Annotated in this window: 12 protein-coding genes, 1 tRNA gene and 2 rRNA genes (1 of these 15 running past the window's edge); 9 read left to right on the plus strand and 6 right to left on the minus strand. The window is 63.6% G+C overall.

Annotated elements, in window-relative coordinates; all coding sequences use genetic code 11:
* The 3 genes from GGC65_RS15810 to GGC65_RS15820 all read left to right on the plus strand — a co-directional run.
* A 23S ribosomal RNA gene (locus GGC65_RS15810) occupies nucleotides 1-2,103 on the plus strand; it begins 690 nt to the left of the window's first position.
* A gap of 120 nt (nucleotides 2,104-2,223) precedes the next feature.
* Nucleotides 2,224-2,338: ribosomal RNA gene (rrf, locus tag GGC65_RS15815) — 5S ribosomal RNA — on the plus strand.
* Nucleotides 2,339-2,461: 123 nt separating this feature from the next.
* Nucleotides 2,462-2,538: transfer RNA gene (locus GGC65_RS15820), tRNA-Met, on the plus strand.
* Between the two features lie 67 nt (nucleotides 2,539-2,605).
* Here the strand turns inward: GGC65_RS15820 and GGC65_RS15825 are convergent.
* On the minus strand, nucleotides 2,606-3,892 hold the full coding sequence (locus tag GGC65_RS15825; protein WP_192648032.1) for an Hsp70 family protein: 1,287 nt from the start codon (nucleotides 3,890-3,892) through the stop codon (nucleotides 2,606-2,608).
* An 84-nt stretch (nucleotides 3,893-3,976) separates the two neighbouring features.
* Nucleotides 3,977-4,585, minus strand: a complete 609-nt coding sequence (locus tag GGC65_RS15830) for a TetR/AcrR family transcriptional regulator (RefSeq protein WP_225940849.1) — start codon at nucleotides 4,583-4,585, stop codon at nucleotides 3,977-3,979.
* 89 nt (nucleotides 4,586-4,674) lie between these two features.
* Here GGC65_RS15830 and GGC65_RS15835 point away from each other — a divergent pair, with 89 nt between their 5' ends.
* The 3 genes from GGC65_RS15835 to GGC65_RS15845 are packed head-to-tail and all read left to right on the plus strand — an operon-like array spanning nucleotide 4,675 to nucleotide 8,798.
* A complete protein-coding gene (locus GGC65_RS15835; RefSeq protein WP_192648034.1) occupies nucleotides 4,675-6,102 on the plus strand; it encodes an efflux transporter outer membrane subunit in 1,428 nt (475 codons plus the stop codon).
* The gene (locus GGC65_RS15840) at nucleotides 6,102-7,244 is read left to right on the plus strand and encodes an HlyD family efflux transporter periplasmic adaptor subunit (RefSeq protein WP_192648035.1); all 1,143 of its coding nucleotides are present in this window, start codon (nucleotides 6,102-6,104) and stop codon (nucleotides 7,242-7,244) included. The genes GGC65_RS15835 and GGC65_RS15840 overlap by 1 nt, the downstream gene beginning before the upstream one ends.
* A 3-nt stretch (nucleotides 7,245-7,247) precedes the next feature.
* Nucleotides 7,248-8,798: a DHA2 family efflux MFS transporter permease subunit gene (locus GGC65_RS15845; protein ID WP_192648036.1), complete on the plus strand. Its 1,551-nt coding sequence runs from the start codon at nucleotides 7,248-7,250 to the stop codon at nucleotides 8,796-8,798.
* Between the two features lie 2 nt (nucleotides 8,799-8,800).
* On the opposite strand, the gene GGC65_RS15850 is transcribed toward GGC65_RS15845, so the two are convergent.
* Entirely contained in the window at nucleotides 8,801-9,223 is a 423-nt protein-coding gene (locus GGC65_RS15850; RefSeq protein WP_192648037.1) for a VOC family protein, read from the minus strand.
* Between the two features lie 80 nt (nucleotides 9,224-9,303).
* On the opposite strand from GGC65_RS15850, the gene GGC65_RS15855 reads away from it, so the two are divergent.
* Nucleotides 9,304-11,178 (plus strand): ABC-F family ATP-binding cassette domain-containing protein, encoded by a 1,875-nt coding sequence (locus tag GGC65_RS15855; RefSeq protein WP_192648038.1) that lies wholly within the window; start codon nucleotides 9,304-9,306, stop codon nucleotides 11,176-11,178.
* Here the strand turns inward: GGC65_RS15855 and GGC65_RS15860 are convergent.
* Nucleotides 11,175-12,062 carry a hypothetical protein gene (locus tag GGC65_RS15860; protein ID WP_192648039.1) on the minus strand — a complete coding sequence of 296 codons (888 nt, stop codon included), beginning with the start codon at nucleotides 12,060-12,062 and terminating at the stop codon, nucleotides 11,175-11,177. The two genes, GGC65_RS15855 and GGC65_RS15860, sit on opposite strands and share 4 nt — an antisense overlap.
* A gap of 182 nt (nucleotides 12,063-12,244) precedes the next feature.
* On the opposite strand from GGC65_RS15860, the gene hppD reads away from it, so the two are divergent.
* Both hppD and GGC65_RS15870 read left to right on the plus strand, forming a co-directional pair.
* Complete coding sequence (hppD, locus tag GGC65_RS15865) at nucleotides 12,245-13,333, plus strand: 4-hydroxyphenylpyruvate dioxygenase (RefSeq protein ID WP_192648040.1); 1,089 nt, start codon at nucleotides 12,245-12,247, stop codon at nucleotides 13,331-13,333.
* Nucleotides 13,330-13,875, plus strand: a complete 546-nt coding sequence (locus tag GGC65_RS15870; RefSeq protein ID WP_192648041.1) for a VOC family protein — start codon at nucleotides 13,330-13,332, stop codon at nucleotides 13,873-13,875. The genes hppD and GGC65_RS15870 overlap by 4 nt, the downstream gene beginning before the upstream one ends.
* A 130-nt stretch (nucleotides 13,876-14,005) precedes the next feature.
* Here GGC65_RS15870 and GGC65_RS15875 read toward each other — a convergent pair whose 3' ends face one another.
* Nucleotides 14,006-14,659 carry a YqaA family protein gene (locus GGC65_RS15875; protein WP_192649571.1) on the minus strand — a complete coding sequence of 218 codons (654 nt, stop codon included), beginning with the start codon at nucleotides 14,657-14,659 and terminating at the stop codon, nucleotides 14,006-14,008.
* A 213-nt stretch (nucleotides 14,660-14,872) separates the two neighbouring features.
* Nucleotides 14,873-15,229 carry a UrcA family protein gene (locus GGC65_RS15880; RefSeq protein WP_192648042.1) on the minus strand — a complete coding sequence of 119 codons (357 nt, stop codon included), beginning with the start codon at nucleotides 15,227-15,229 and terminating at the stop codon, nucleotides 14,873-14,875.
* Nucleotides 15,230-15,388 lie beyond the last annotated feature (159 nt).

Genomic DNA, 15,388 nt, shown 5'->3' on the forward strand with positions numbered 1-15,388 from the left:
GTTGCATTAGACCCGAAACCCGGTGATCTAGGCATGACCAGGTTGAAGGTGCGGTAACACGCACTGGAGGACCGAACCGTTCAATGTTGAAAAATTGTCGGATGAGTTGTGTTTAGGGGTGAAAGGCCAATCAAACCGGGAAATAGCTGGTTCTCCGCGAAATCTATTGAGGTAGAGCGTCGGATGAATACCATGGGGGGTAGAGCACTGGATGGATGCGGGGGTCGCGAGATCTACCAATTCTAACCAAACTCCGAATACCCATGAGTACTATCCGGCAGACAGACGGCGGGTGCTAAGGTCCGTCGTCAAAAGGGAAACAGCCCTGACCTACAGCTAAGGTCCCCAAGTCATCACTAAGTGGTAAAGCATGTGGGAATCCCAAAACAACCAGGAGGTTGGCTTAGAAGCAGCCATCCTTTAAAGAAAGCGTAACAGCTCACTGGTCTAAATAAGGGTTCCTGCGGCGAAAATGTAACGGGGCTAAAGTGATGCACCGAAGCTTAGGGTGTGTAGTTTACTACACGCGGTAGCGGAGCGTTCCGTAGGCTGATGAAGCGATCTGGTAATGGGTCGTGGAGGTATCGGAAGTGCGAATGCTGACATGAGTAGCGATAAACAGGGTGAGATGCCCTGTCGCCGAAATCCCAAGGGTTCCTGCTTAAAGCTAATCTGAGCAGGGTAAGCCGGCCCCTAAGACGAGCCCGAAGGGGGTAGTCGATGGGAACCACGTTAATATTCGTGGGCCTGGAGGTGTGTGACGGATCTCGTAAATTGTCTGACCTTATTGGATTGGTCAGGCTTTGAAGAGGTTCCAGGAAATAGCCCCTCCATTATAGACCGTACCCTAAACCGACACAGGTGGGATGGTAGAGTATACCAAGGCGCTTGAGAGAAGTCTCCTGAAGGAACTCGGCAAATTGCCTCCGTACCTTCGGAAGAAGGAGGCCCTCATTCCGGGCAACCGGTTTGAGGGGGCACAGGCCAGGGGGTAGCGACTGTTTAGCAAAAACACAGGGCTCTGCTAAGTCGGCTTCAAGACGACGTATAGGGCCTGACGCCTGCCCGGTGCCTGAAGGTTAAGTGGAGTGGTGCAAGCTGCGAAATGAAGCCCAGGTAAACGGCGGCCGTAACTATAACGGTCCTAAGGTAGCGAAATTCCTTGTCGGGTAAGTTCCGACCTGCACGAATGGCGTAACGACTTCCCCACTGTCTCCAGGAGATGCTCAGCGAAATTGAATTCTCCGTGAAGATGCGGAGTACCCGCGGTTAGACGGAAAGACCCCGTGCACCTTTACTGCAGCTTCAGAGTGGCATTAGGAAAGAACTGTGTAGCATAGGTGGGAGGCTTTGAAGCACTGGCGCCAGCCGGTGTGGAGCCATAGGTGAAATACCACCCTGTTGTTTTCTGATGTCTAACCTCGATCCATGAAACTGGATCAGGGACCCTCTGTGGCGGGTAGTTTGACTGGGGCGGTCGCCTCCTAAAGAGTAACGGAGGCGCGCGATGGTAGGCTCAGGACGGTTGGAAACCGTCTGCAAGAGTGCAATGGCATAAGCCTGCCTGACTGCGAGACTGACGAGTCGAGCAGAGACGAAAGTCGGTCATAGTGATCCGGTGGTCCCGAGTGGAAGGGCCATCGCTCAACGGATAAAAGGTACGCCGGGGATAACAGGCTGATGATTCCCAAGAGCTCATATCGACGGAATCGTTTGGCACCTCGATGTCGGCTCATCACATCCTGGGGCTGGAGCAGGTCCCAAGGGTTTGGCTGTTCGCCAATTAAAGTGGTACGTGAGCTGGGTTCAGAACGTCGTGAGACAGTTTGGTCCCTATCTGCCGTGGGCGTCGAAATTTGAGAGGAGTTGACCCTAGTACGAGAGGACCGGGTTGAACATACCTCTGGTGTACCTGTCGTGGCGCCAGCCGCGCAGCAGGGTAGCTATGTATGGACGGGATAACCGCTGAAAGCATCTAAGCGGGAAGCCTCCCTCAAGATAAGATTTCATAGAGCCGTGGAAGACCACCACGTTGATAGATCGGATGTAGAAGCGCGGTAACGCGTGGAGCTAACCGATACTAATTGCTCTATTCGCACTTAAGAGTCCCACCATCAACGACAATCCTGACGGGTTGTCTGCGACAAGTGGATGATTGTAAGTCAGTAAAATATTGCACGGACATCGATTGAAACCCGATTTTGACCCACGCCGACTTCATTGCTTGGTGACCATGGCGTCAGTGACCCACCCGATCCCATCTCGAACTCGGCCGTGAAACCTGACAGCGCCGATGGTACTGCTGCTTAAGCAACGGAAGAGTAGGACGTCGCCAGGCATTGTGGTCGGCGTGAGGACGAAATCGCGGAAAAACCCATTCACAAAGTTAGAGGCCGGCAGCAATGCCGGCCTTTTGCTGTTTTGCGAACCGCGCTTGGCGTGACGATTCGCATTTTGGTGGCGCGGGATGGAGCAGCCCGGTAGCTCGTCAGGCTCATAACCTGAAGGTCGTAGGTTCAAATCCTACTCCCGCAACCAACTAAAAAGCCCGCTGTCCCTCTGGGATCGCGGGCTTTTTCGTGTCCGGCGTCTGGGGCCTGTCGTCTCAGGCGGCCCATTCGGCCGGGTCGGATTCTTCGCCGATCAGCGCGAGCCCGTGCGCAATCGAGGTCAATTCGCCGCCCGTCGCGATGCGTTCGCTGCCAAATCGGCGCTCGAACATCGCGCGGATCGCTGGGATCAGCGACGATCCGCCGGTCAGGAAGACGCGATCGATCTGCGCAGGGAGAACCTTCGCCCGCGCCAGCGCCTGGCCCATAGCCGTCTCGATCCGGCTGAGGTCGCCTGCAATCCATTGCTCGAAATCGGCGCGCCGTACGTCGGCACCGATTTCGATCCCGCCGCCGGCGAAATAAAATTGCGCATGCTCGCTGCTCGACAGCGCGCGCTTGAGCTTGCCGACCGCATCATAGAGGGGAAAACCCTGCTCATGCTCGATCAGCGCGATCATGCGTTCGATCAGATCAGGACGCTCGGCATCGCGTTGCAGACGCCGAATCTCGTCGAGCGTGCGGCGATTGCGCATCATCGCAAGCCGCGACCAGTCGCCGAAATCGGCGAAATAGCCGCCGGGGATCTCGAGCAATTTGTCGAACGACCGATAATGGCTACCCTTGCCGAGCAGCGGCAGCACCAGCCGGTCGACGATGCGATAATCGAAGCGATCGCCCGCGATCCCGATCCCCGACGAGGCGAGCGGCACGCAGCGGCGCGGTGCCCCGGGTTCGGCGACGCGGACGATCGAAAAGTCGGTCGTCCCGCCGCCGAAATCGGCGACGAGGATCGTCGCGGGCTCGGTCAGGCGCGAGGCATAGCTGTGCGCCGCGCCAAGCGGTTCATGGACATAATAGATTTCGGTGCCGAACGCCGCGAGCATGGCGTCGTAACGCTGGCGTGCGAGTTCGGGATCGGGGCGCGCGCCGGCATATTCGACCGGGCGGCCGACAATGATGCGGCGCGGCCGCTCGTCGAGTGCGCCGCCGGCATGCGCGACGAGGCGTTGCAGGAACAGCCGGCCCATATCTTCGAAGCGAAACGGCTTGTTGAAGATCATCGCGCGCTCGAACAGCGGGCTTGCGGCGACGCTCTTGAATGACTGGATGAAACGGCTGTCGAGCGGCGACTGGAGATATTCGTCGATTGCCCACGGGCCCGCCTCATGCGCGATGCCATTCCAGCCGCGTTCCTCTTCCCAGAAGCAGAGCGCCGAACGGAACACGGCGTCGCCCGCGTCGCCGAACGCGACCAGTTCCGTACCGCCTTGGCCATTGGCCAACGCCACGACGCTATTCGTCGTGCCGAAATCGAGGCCGAGCGCGCTCGCCTTGTCCATGACATACTCCTGCGGCTGGGGATCCCCGCTGGGGGCGGCGCCTATTGCACAGGACGGCGGGCGGAGCAAGTTCGGGTCTGGCGCCTAGGCTTCGGGGCCCCACGCGCGGCAAAAGGTGTCGACCGCGGCGTCGATTTCGTCCTGCAAACGGCTAAGGTCGCGGCTTTCGGGAAGATTGAGGACGGCGAACTGATAGAGGCCTGACTGGAGCAGGCCGGAGAATTGCTGCATCGCGCGCATCGGATCGCCCATCCTTATCTCGCCGCGCACCATTTTTTCCGTCATCCATTCGGCCATGCGTGCCTTCCCGCGGCGCGGGCCGCGGTCATAGAATGTTTCGGCGAGATGCGGGAAGCGATCGGCTTCGCCGACGACGAGACGATAGAGCGACAGTAAGGGCTTTGCGGTCAGCTTGGTCATCAACACCTTGCCGAACCGCTGCAGAACTTCGGGCACCGGCTCGTCGAGCGGGAGTTCAATCGTCAGCGCATCGCCATACTGCTCGACGATGCCGTCCACGACCGCGGCGAACAGATCCTCCTTCGACGGGAAATAGGTCCACAGCGTCGTCTTCGATCCGCCGACCTTGCTCGCGATCGACGACATGGTCGTCCCCGCATAGCCATTGGCGAAGAAGAGTTCGCGCGCGGCGTCGACAAACGCCTTTCGCCGCATCGCCGTGGCGTCGTCCAAGGGTGCCGTACTATCTGGTATCATTTCGATTGACAACGCATCCTCCGAGGCTCATTGGGCCATGATACCATCTAGTATCGTGGGAAGCCATGCCCCGTTTGATTTTTGCCACAACCGCTGTTTTCGGCCTGCTCGCAGGCTGCGCCACCGTGCCCGACGTCGGACCGAAGCCCGTTCCGGCTGCGGCCGAGTCGCTGGAATCGCGCGTGAGTTTCGCCGGCGCCACAGGCCAATGGCCCGCCGAGGGCTGGTGGCAAGGCTTCGGCGATGCGCAGCTCGATACGCTGATCGCCGAGGGGCTGGAGGGTTCGCCGGATGTTGCGATCGCGGCCGCGCGCGTCCGCGCCGCCGATGCGATGGCGCAGCAGGCGGGCGCCGCGCTGCTGCCGCGTGTCGGCGCCGAAGCCAGCGTCGGCGGAACCCAGCAGAGCAAGAATCTGGGCATCCCGCCGCAGTTCGTTCCCGACGGCATTCAGGATACCGGCCATATCGCCGCGACCTTCAGTTTCGATCTCGACCTGTGGGGCAAGAACCGCGCCGCGCTCGCCGCCGCGACGTCCGAAGCCGAAGCCGCGCGCGTCGACGAAGCGCAGGCGCGTTTGATGCTCACCACCGGGATCGCGTCGGCCTACGCCGATCTTGCGGGCTATTATCACGCGCTCGACGTCGCCAATGACGCGGTGCGCGTGCGCGGCGCGAGCGCCGACCTGTCGGGCGAGCGCGCCCGCGCGGGGATCGAAAATCAGGCGAGCCAGCGGCAGGCCGAAAGCCGCGCCGCCTCGGCCAAGGCCGATGTCGTCGCGCTCGAAGAGGCGATCGCGACGACGCGTAACCGGATTGCCGCGCTCGTCGGCGCCGGTCCGGATCGCGGGCTGTCGATCACGCGCCCGCAAATGGCGCGTCCGGCGCTGGGCCTGCCGGGTGATGCCGGGATCGACCTGATCGGGCGCCGTCCCGATATCGTCGCGGCGCGGCTGCGATCCGAAGCCGCTGCGAAGCGCATCGACGTGGCGCGTGCCGATTTCTACCCCAATATCAGCCTGTCGGCGCTCGTCGGGCTTCAGTCGCTCGGCCTCTCCAACCTGTTCAAATCGGGCTCCGAATATGGCAACGGCGGCGCCGCGATCAGCCTGCCGATCTTCGAAGGCGGACGCCTTCAGGGCCGCTATCGCGGATCGCGCGCCGACTATGATGTCGCGGTCGCAACCTATGATCGCACGCTGGTCGGAGCGCTGCGCGATGTCGCCGACATCGTCGCACAGCGCGCCGCGACCGAGCGCCAGCTTGTCGGGCGGCGCGAGGCGCTGACTGCCGCGGCCGAAGCGTCGAAACTCGCGGACCTGCGCTACCGCGCCGGCCTCTCGAACCAGATCGTCCAGCTCACCGCCGAAGACAGCATGGTCGCATTGAGCCGCGCCGTTGCTGACCTCGAAGCGCGGCAGCTTGTCCTCGATATCGCCCTGATCCGCGCGCTTGGCGGCGGATATCACGCGCAAAACTCAACAGGAGACAAATGATGGCCGACGAAACGGCTGCAGCCGCAACCCCCGAAACCGCGCCCGAAGGCAATGGCGCCAAGCGCGCCAAGTTGCTCCGCATCCTCGCGATCGTCGTCGTGACCGTCGCGATCCTGTGGGGCCTCTGGTATTTCCTGACACAGGCGGGGCGCGTGCACACCGACAACGCCTATGTCGGTGCGGACTCGGCGCAGGTCACCGCGCTCATCGCGGGCCCGGTCAAGGAAGTGCGCGTCAGCGGCACGCAGGCGGTGAAGAAGGGCGACATCCTCGTCATCCTCGACGACGCCGACCAGCGCATCGCGGTCGCCGATGCCGAAGCGGCGCTGCGGCTCGCGCGCCAGCGTTATGGGCAGGCCGACGCCAACGCCGACGCCGCCCGCGCGCGCGTCACCGCACGCGGTGCCGACATCGCACAGGCCCGGGCACGTCTGCGCGACGCCAATGCCACCGTCGAGCGCGCCCGTGCCGAACTCGCGCGGCGCGAAAGCATTGCGGGCACCGGCGCCGTATCGGGCGAAGAACTCACCGCCGCGCGCGCCGCGCTCGCATCGGCGTCGGCCGCGCGCGATCTGGCCGCCGCCGGCATTGCTTCCGCCGAAGCCACGCGCGGATCGGCGAGCGGCGACCTTGGCGCCGCCGAAGCCGTCGTCCGCGGCACGACGATCAATACCGCGCCCGACGTCGCCGCCGCCGAAGCGCGGCTCGAAAAGGCGAAGCTCGATCTCGCGCGCACGGTGCTGCGCGCACCCGTCGACGGCATCGTCACCAACCGGCAGGTTCAGGTCGGCCAGCGGATCGCCGCGGGCGCGCCGATCATGGTGATCGTCCCGATCAGCACCGCCTATGTCGACGCCAATTTCAAGGAAAGCCAGTTCGGCGATATCCGCATCGGCCAGCCGGTCGAGCTGACCTCGGACTATTATGGCGGCGACGTCGTTTACACCGGCAAGGTGATCGGCATCGCCGGCGGCACCGGCGCGGCCTTCTCGCTGATCCCCGCGCAGAATGCGACGGGCAATTGGGTGAAGGTCGTGCAGCGCCTGCCGGTGCGCATCGCGCTCGATCCGAAGCAGCTGAAAGAGCATCCGCTGCGCGTCGGCCTGTCGATGGAAGCGACGATCGACACGCGCGGGAATTGAGCCATGGCCAGCGCCGCTCTCCCCGCATCCGCCATCCCCGCCGAACCGCAGCCGCTCACCGGCGCGCGGCTGATCGTTGCGGCCTTTGCGCTCGCGCTCGCCAATTTCGTCGTGGTGCTCGACACGACGATCGCCAATGTGTCGGTGCCGCATATCGCGGGCGGGCTCGCGGTGTCGCCGACGCAGGGGACTTGGGTGATCACCAGCTATGCGGTCGCCGACGCGATCAGCGTGCCGCTCACCGGCTGGCTCGCGATGCGGTTCGGGACCGTGCGCTGGTTCATGATCTCGATCATCGGCTTCGGCATCTTCTCTTTCCTCTGCGGCATCTCGCGCACGCTCGATGCGCTGGTGCTCTTCCGCGTGCTGCAGGGGCTCGCTGGCGGCCCGTTGATGCCGCTGTCGCAAATCTTGCTGCTGCGCATCTTCCCCAAGGAAAAGGCCGGGATCGGCCTTGCCATCTGGGCGATGACGACGACCACGGCGCCGATCCTCGGCCCGATCCTTGGCGGAACGATCAGCGACAATTGGACCTGGCCGTGGATCTTCTTCATCAACTTACCCGTTGTCGCAATCTGTGCGTTCGGCGTGTTCACGCTGCTGACGCCGTTCGAAACCAAGCGTGCCAAGGCGCGCATCGACGTGATCGGCCTGATCCTGCTCGTCGTGTCGGTCGGTGCGTTCCAGATCATGCTCGACACCGGACGCGAGCATGACTGGTTCGGGTCGACATGGATCGTCGGGCTCGCGGTGGTCGCCGCGATCAGCTTTGCTGCCTTCGTGATATGGGAACTCACCGACGCGAACCCTGTCGTGAACCTGCGCATCTTCCGTTTCCGCGGCTTCAGCTTCGCGACGATGGCGATATCGCTGGGGTTCGGCGCCTTCTTTGCGCAGGTCGTACTGACGCCGCTGTGGCTGCAGCAGGTCGCGGGCTATACGGCGACCGAGACGGGCTTCATCGTCGCCTGGCTCGGCGTATTCGCCGTCCTCCTATCGCCCGTGGCCGCGGGCCTGATCACCAAGATCGACGTGCGCATCACCATCTCGGCCGGCATCCTGTGGATGGCGTTCATGTCGATCCTGCGCGCGAGCTGGAACGCCGACGTCGGTTACTGGACGCTCGCGCTGCCGCACATATTGCAGGGGATCGGTATGCCCTTCTTCTTCGTCGGGCTCACCGCGCTCGCGCTGAGCTCGGTGCCCGCGCAGCACCAGACGTCGGCGGCGGGCTTGATGAGCTTCCTGCGCACGCTCTGCGGCGCGATCGGCACCGCTGTCGCGACGACCGCGTGGGACGATGCCAGCCGCACCTCACGCTCCGAACTCGTGTCGTCGCTCAACAATCCCGAGGCGACGATGACGTCGCTACAGAATGCGGGGCTCACGCTCGAACAGGCGCGCGCCGCGATCGAGCGGCTCGTCGAGGTGCAGGCCTCGACGCTTGGGGTGCTACACCTGTTCCTCGCGTCGGGGGTCGTCTTCGTGATTGCCGCTATTTCGGTGTGGTTTGCACCGCGCCCGAAACAGATTGCAATGGGCGGCGGGCACTAGCCCTATTTGGCGAAAAGCTGACCCAGGTCAGCGAACGCCTTGAATTCGAGCGCATTGCCCGCGGGGTCGTAGAAGAACATCGTCGACTGCTCGCCCGGCTGACCCGGAAAGCGTGTGTGCGGCTCGATCACGAACGGCGTGCCTGCGGCCTTCAGCCGGTCGGCGAGCGCCTTCCATTCGGCGGGCGGCAGCACGACGCCGAAATGCGGTACCGGCACGTCATGCCCGTCGACCGGATTATGCGCAGCTTGGCTACGCGGCGTATCGACGCGGTGCGCGACGATTTGGTGCCCATATAGATTGAAGTCGATCCAGTCGGCAGAGCTGCGCCCCTCTGCGCAGCCAAGCATATGGCCATAGAAATGGCGCGCGGCGTCCAGATCGTCGACGGGAAAGGCGATGTGAAAGGGGGCAAGACCGGTCATCTTTCCCTTTTGCCGCACGCGCCCCCGGAAAGCCAGTCCGGGACTTGGGCTGGCGCGCCGAACATGCTAGGCGCGCGCCCATGCTGACAATCAATGGAATCACTGTACGCCTTGGCGGGCGCGCCATCCTCGAACGCGCCACTGCAAGCCTGCCGGCGAAAAGCCGTGTCGGGCTGATCGGGCGCAACGGTGCGGGCAAATCGACGCTGATGAAAGTGATGATCGGCCAGCTCGAAGCCGACGAGGGCAGCATCGACATGCCGCGCAAGACGCGCGTCGGCTATATCGCGCAGGAAGCGCCGAGCGGCACCGCGACGCCGTTCGACACCGTGCTTGCGGCCGATATCGAACGCGCCGAATTGCTTGCCGCGTCGGAGACCGAACAGGATCCCGACAAGCTCGGGGACATCCACGAACGGCTGATCGCGATCGACGCCTATACCGCGCCCGCGCGTGCGGCGCGCATCCTGATCGGGCTCGGCTTCGACGAGGATATGCAGGGCCAGCCGCTCGACAGCTTCTCGGGCGGGTGGAAGATGCGCGTCGCGCTCGCGGCGCTGCTCTTCTCTGAACCCGATCTGCTGCTGCTCGACGAACCCTCGAACCACCTCGACCTCGAAGCGACCTTGTGGCTCGAAAATTTCCTGCGCGCCTATCCGGGGCAGCTGGTCGTGATCAGCCATGAGCGCGACCTGCTCAACAATGTCGTCGACAATATCCTCCACCTCGAAGGCGGCAAGGTGACGCTCTACGCGGGCGGCTATGACGCCTTCGAGCGCCAGCGCGCCGAACGCGCGGCGCAGCTCGCGGCGGCAAAGGCGTCGCAGGACGCGCAGCGCGCGAAGCTGCAGGATTATATCGCGCGCAACAGCGCGCGCGCGTCGACCGCGAAACAGGCGCAGTCGCGCGCGAAGCTGCTCGCCAAGATGCAGCCGATCGCGGCGCTCGCCGAGGATCAGACGCTGGCGTTCGATTTCCCGAGTCCCGACGAGCTCAAGCCGCCGCTGATCACTCTCGATCTTGCGAGCGTGGGTTATGCCGATCGGCCGGTGCTCCAGCGGCTCAACCTGCGTATCGATCCCGACGACCGGATCGCGCTGCTGGGGCGCAACGGCAACGGCAAGACCACGCTCGCGCGCCTGCTCGCGGCGCAGCTCAGCCCGATGGCGGGTGCGATGGCCGCGTCGGGCAAGATGCGCGTTGGCTATTTCACGCAATATCAGGTCGAGGAGCTCGACGGCAGCGACACCCCGCTCGCGCATATGACGCGCGTGATGGAGGGCAAGACGCAGGGCGCGATCCGCGCGCAGCTCGGCCGCTTCGGCTTCTCGGGCAACAAGGCGACCACGCAGGTCGCGAAGCTGTCGGGCGGCGAACGCGCGCGGCTGGCGCTCGCGCTGATCACACGCGACGCGCCGCACCTGCTCATCCTCGACGAACCGACCAACCACCTCGACGTCGATGCGCGCGAAGCACTGGTGCAGGCGCTCAACGCCTTCGACGGCGCGGTCGTGCTCGTCAGCCACGACCGCCATATGCTCGAACTCACCGCCGACCGGCTCGTGCTCGTCGACGACGGCACCGCGCGCGAATATTCGGGCAGCATGGACGATTATGTCGACCTGATCCTCGGCAAGGGCCCGTCGAAGGAGAAGGTGTCGAAGGCCGACAAGAAGGAAGACCGCAAGGCGGCCGCGGCGGCGCGCGAGGCGGCGGCGAAGGTCAAAAAGGAAGTCAGCGACGCCGAAGCCGACCTCGCAAAATATGAAGTCATCCTCTCGGCGATCGACCGTGCGATGTTCGACCCGCAGGGCGCCGCGAACGAATATAAGGGCCTGACGATGAGCGAGCTGTCGCAGCGCCGCGGCAAGATCGTCGCCGCGCAGGAAGCCGCCGAGGCGCGCTGGATGGCGGCGAGCGAAGCGCTGGAGGCGTTCGAAAGCGCCCCCGCTTAGACGTCGACGCGCCGCCGCTCGGCGCGCGCGATCGACACGCTCTGCACCGCCGACAGCAGGAACAGGATGAAGGCGATAAAACCGCCGAGCGCCGCGACGATATAATGGTTCTGCCGCCCGCCGACCGAATTGGTGGTGAGCAGATAATGCGGCGAAGCCACGGGGACGCCCTGCTTGGCGAAGGCCGCGACCACGTCGGCGGGCAGGCCGTCCTCCACCAGTACGCCCTGCATATGATCGGCAAGGAAGATGTTTTTGCGCGGTGCCTCGCCGCTGTCGGTGAAGGCATAGCTGGCGCGATCGATGAAGAAGCGCACCGGGGCATCTTTCGCCGCGTCCTTCGCGACCACCGGCACATAGATGGTCTGATGGTCGATATCGGCCGATCGCGAACGGAAGGCCTCGTCCATCTGAAGCGCACGGTCGGTGTCGGGGACGGCGCCCGCGAATATCGCCGAACCCGTCGGCGGCGCCGCCTCGCCGAGCGCGGCGAGGTCGATTTGCGCCGGCGGATCGGACGGATCGGGCAGTTGCTGCGAAGTGAGATAGGCGCCGCCCGCGACGACTGCCGAAATCCCGCCGAGGATCAGCATCACCTTGCGCACGCCGCGCATGACGTCGGCCGGGTTCGCTGCGCCGCTCGCGAGGGCCTCCTGCGTCGCCTGCTCGCGGCGGCGAAGCATCGACAGCGCCGGCGCCATCAGGATGATTGCGGGGACGATCGCGGTCCACGCCATCTCATAGCTACCCCACCGCGCAGTCTGCCATTCGGCGAGCCAGCGATAGAGGCCGCTGTAGTGACTGAATTCCCACCATGCCCACAGGGTAACGATGGCGATCCAGCCGAAGCTGAGCCAGAGGCGCACGGCGGGCTGTTGCGGCATCGGTCTCCCTTTTCAACGTTTCGCGGGCTGTCTTGACGCATCACGGGATCTGCGCGTCGATATGTCGCACAGGCGCTTGGCATGATAAAGTGTCGCCGTGTCGCAGGCTGAAACCGCACCGCTTGACTCGGGCGCCCGCGATCGCGATAATAGTTTCAATTGAAACTAGATGGGAATGCGACATGGCCGACCTTTTCGATAATCCGCTGGGCCTCGACGGCTTTGAATTCGTCGAATTTTCGGCGCCCGAAAAGGGCATTCTCGAACCCGTGTTCGAAGCTATGGGCTTTACGCTGATCGCGCGCCACCGCTCGAAGGACGTCCAGCTGTGGCGCCAGGGCGGGATCAACCTGATTGCCAATTACGAACCCAAATCGCCCGCCGCCTATTTTGCCGCCGAGCATGGCCCGTCGGCGTGCGGCATGGGCTGGCGCGTCCGTGACGCTGCGAAAGCCTATGCGGAAGCCGTTGAACGCGGTGCCGAGCCGGTCGAGGTCAACCCCGGCCCGATGGAACTGCGCCTGCCCGCGATCCGCGGCATCGGCGGCTCGATCATCTATCTGATCGACCGCTATGGCGACGACCTTAGCATCTACGACATCGACTTCATCTATGAAGAGGGCGTCGATCGCCACCCGGTGGGCGCGGGGATGCAGCTGATCGATCACCTGACGCACAATGTCTACGGCGGCCGCATGGCGCATTGGGCCGCCTTCTACGAGCGCATCGCGGGCTTCCGCGAGATCCGCTATTTCGACATCAAGGGCGAATATACCGGCCTGACCTCGAAGGCGATGACCGCCCCCGACGGCAAGATCCGCATCCCGCTCAACGAAGAGGGCGCGGGCGGCAAGGGCCAGATCGAGGAATATCTGCGCGCCTATAATGGCGAGGGCATCCAGCATATCGCGTTCAGCTGCGACGATCTCTACGCGGCCTGGGACAAGCTCAAGGCGCTCGGCAATCCCTTCGCGCCGTCGCCGCCCGCGACCTATTATGAAATGCTCGAAGAGCGCCTTCCGGGTCACGGCGAATCGGTCGAGGGCCTCCAGTCGCGCGGCATCCTGCTCGACGGATCGACGCAGGAAGGCGACCCGCGCCTGCTGCTCCAGATTTTCGGCCAGACCGTCATCGGCCCCGTCTTCTTCGAGTTTATCCAGCGCAAGAAGGACGAGGGCTTCGGCGAGGGCAATTTCACCGCGCTGTTCAAATCGATGGAAATGGACCAGATTCGCCGCGGCGCGCTGACTGTCGAGGAACCCGCCGAATGACGAGCCCGATCAAATTGGGCGGCGTCCACCACGCCGCCTATCGCTGCAAGGATGCGAAGGAAACGGTTGACTGGTACGAGCGCATGCTCGGCATGACCTATACGACCGCTTTCGCCGAGGATCATGTGCCGTCGACCGGCGAATATGATCCGTACATGCATGTGTTCCTCGAAGCGGGGAACGGCAACATCCTCGCCTTTTTCGAGCTGCCGAACCAGCCCGTCATGGGCCGCGACGAGAACACGCCCGCATGGGTGCAGCACCTCGCGTTCAAGGTCGGCAGCTTCGACGAGTTGGTTGCGGCGAAGGCGCATCTGGAAAGCGAGGGCGTCGACGTGCTCGGCCCGACGCACCACGGTATCTTCAAGTCGATCTATTTCTTCGACCCCAACGGCCATCGCGTCGAGCTGGCGTGCGACATCGGCACCGCCGAGCAATATGCCGAGCTGAAGCGCGTCGCGCCGCTGATGCTTGAGGAATGGAGCCAGACGAAGAAGGCGCCGCGCCATGCCGACTGGCTGCACACGATGGCGAACGAGTAAACTGATATCCCCTCCCGCTTGCGGGAGGGGCAGCGAGGCTTGCGAGCTTGCTCGCTAGTCGTAGCGGGGAGGGCAACTTCAACGTTGCCAGCCACCCCTAACCCCTCCCGCAAGCGGGAGAGGAGAAATCCTACTTCCGATCGAGCCCGATGCTTTCCAGCGTCGCGCCGCTGCACTTGTCGGCTTCCTTGGTCGTGCCGTCGCCCGACAGCGCGCCGATCGCGAGGAAACCCGCGACCACCGCGACCAGAAACGCGCCGGTGACCCAGATCAGATATTTGTCGATGAACGCCTTGATCGGCGCCCCGAACAGCCGGAACAGGATGCCGACGAGCATGAAGGAAAAGGCCCGGCTGGCAAGGCTCGCCCACAGGAAGGTCCAGAAACTCATGTGGATGAAGCCGGCGGTGATCGTCAGCAGCTTGAACGGGATCGGCGTCGCGCCCTTGATCAGGATGATCTCGGCGCCGAATTCGCGGAGGTAACAGGCGGCCGGCGGGAAGGCATCGGTCAATCCGAGCACCCCGAGCAACCACAGCCCGACGCTTTCGTAGAGGAAGAAGCCGATCCCGTAGCCGAGCATGCCGCCCGCGACCGACGCGAGCGTGCAAATGATCGCATAGCGCACCGCCTTTTTGGGGTCCGCGAGGCACATCAGGCCCAAGAGCGGATGCGGCGGGATCGGGAAAAAACTTGCCTCGACGAAGGAGACCAGCGCCAACCAATATTCGGCGTGCGGGTGCGCGGATTTCTCCATGGTCCAGTTGTAGAGATTCTGGATCATGGACTTGTTACGCGGTGTGGCGGTCATGCTGGTCCTTGCGGTGGCGACGTCGCCCTTCCTATGCCGCCCGCGCCGCGCGAAGTCGAGCCGAAGCCTGTCATGCCGTGATCAAAAACGCCGGAGCCGCTCGCGAACGGCTCCGGCGTTGCTCCCACCAGAGACGGGAGCAAGGGACATCATGGCGTCCGCGCCATCCGCGCGGACCAGCGGGGTTCAGCGCCGCGAGATGGTGATCGCGCTGGCGAGCGTCAGCGGCGCGCCGGTGCGCTGCGCGGCGATGATCTCCTTCCCGGCTTCGCGACCTCTCGAAAGCGCGCTCCGGAAGCAATGGCCGGTGGCCATTTCGCGCACGGTCGATTCGAATTCGGGTCGGACGTCGCACACCGAGCGCGCCGCGGCGCGCAGGCGGCTGTCGAGCCGCGCCCAGCCGGCATCGGTGTCGAGATTGAGGTCGGCATAGCTGACCTTTACGGCCTCGATTTCGCCTGCCGGCGCGGTTGCGACGATGGGCTGGGAAAATGCGGGTGCTGCACCGAGCAGCAACAGGGGCAGAGCCATGAAGATACGCATAAAATTACTCCCTTTCATTATGCCCCAGCCGGACGGCGGGTTGGGGATGAGACGGGAGTAGCGGCGGCGCATGCCGGCGGCCGTGAGAAGATCGTCAAACGAGTATTAAAAATACGTCAAAAACCAGAATGTTGAAATTTACCATTCGTCTAAGCGTCA

Origin of the sequence: Sphingopyxis sp. OAS728 (genome assembly GCF_014873485.1) — a bacterium.
In the GTDB taxonomy this organism is placed as follows: Bacteria; Pseudomonadota; Alphaproteobacteria; order Sphingomonadales; family Sphingomonadaceae; genus Sphingopyxis.

Coding starts and splice junctions, on each gene's coding strand:
- GGC65_RS15845 (WP_192648036.1), top strand. CDS start 7,248: ATGGCCAGCGCCGCTCTCCCCGCATCCGCCATCCCCGCCGAACCGCAG.
- GGC65_RS15880 (WP_192648042.1), bottom strand. CDS start 15,229: ATGCGTATCTTCATGGCTCTGCCCCTGTTGCTGCTCGGTGCAGCACCC.
- GGC65_RS15875 (WP_192649571.1), bottom strand. CDS start 14,659: ATGATCCAGAATCTCTACAACTGGACCATGGAGAAATCCGCGCACCCG.
- GGC65_RS15825 (WP_192648032.1), bottom strand. CDS start 3,892: ATGGACAAGGCGAGCGCGCTCGGCCTCGATTTCGGCACGACGAATAGC.
- GGC65_RS15855 (WP_192648038.1), top strand. CDS start 9,304: ATGCTGACAATCAATGGAATCACTGTACGCCTTGGCGGGCGCGCCATC.
- GGC65_RS15850 (WP_192648037.1), bottom strand. CDS start 9,223: ATGACCGGTCTTGCCCCCTTTCACATCGCCTTTCCCGTCGACGATCTG.
- GGC65_RS15870 (WP_192648041.1), top strand. CDS start 13,330: ATGACGAGCCCGATCAAATTGGGCGGCGTCCACCACGCCGCCTATCGC.
- GGC65_RS15860 (WP_192648039.1), bottom strand. CDS start 12,062: ATGCCGCAACAGCCCGCCGTGCGCCTCTGGCTCAGCTTCGGCTGGATC.
- GGC65_RS15840 (WP_192648035.1), top strand. CDS start 6,102: ATGGCCGACGAAACGGCTGCAGCCGCAACCCCCGAAACCGCGCCCGAA.
- GGC65_RS15835 (WP_192648034.1), top strand. CDS start 4,675: ATGCCCCGTTTGATTTTTGCCACAACCGCTGTTTTCGGCCTGCTCGCA.
- hppD (WP_192648040.1), top strand. CDS start 12,245: ATGGCCGACCTTTTCGATAATCCGCTGGGCCTCGACGGCTTTGAATTC.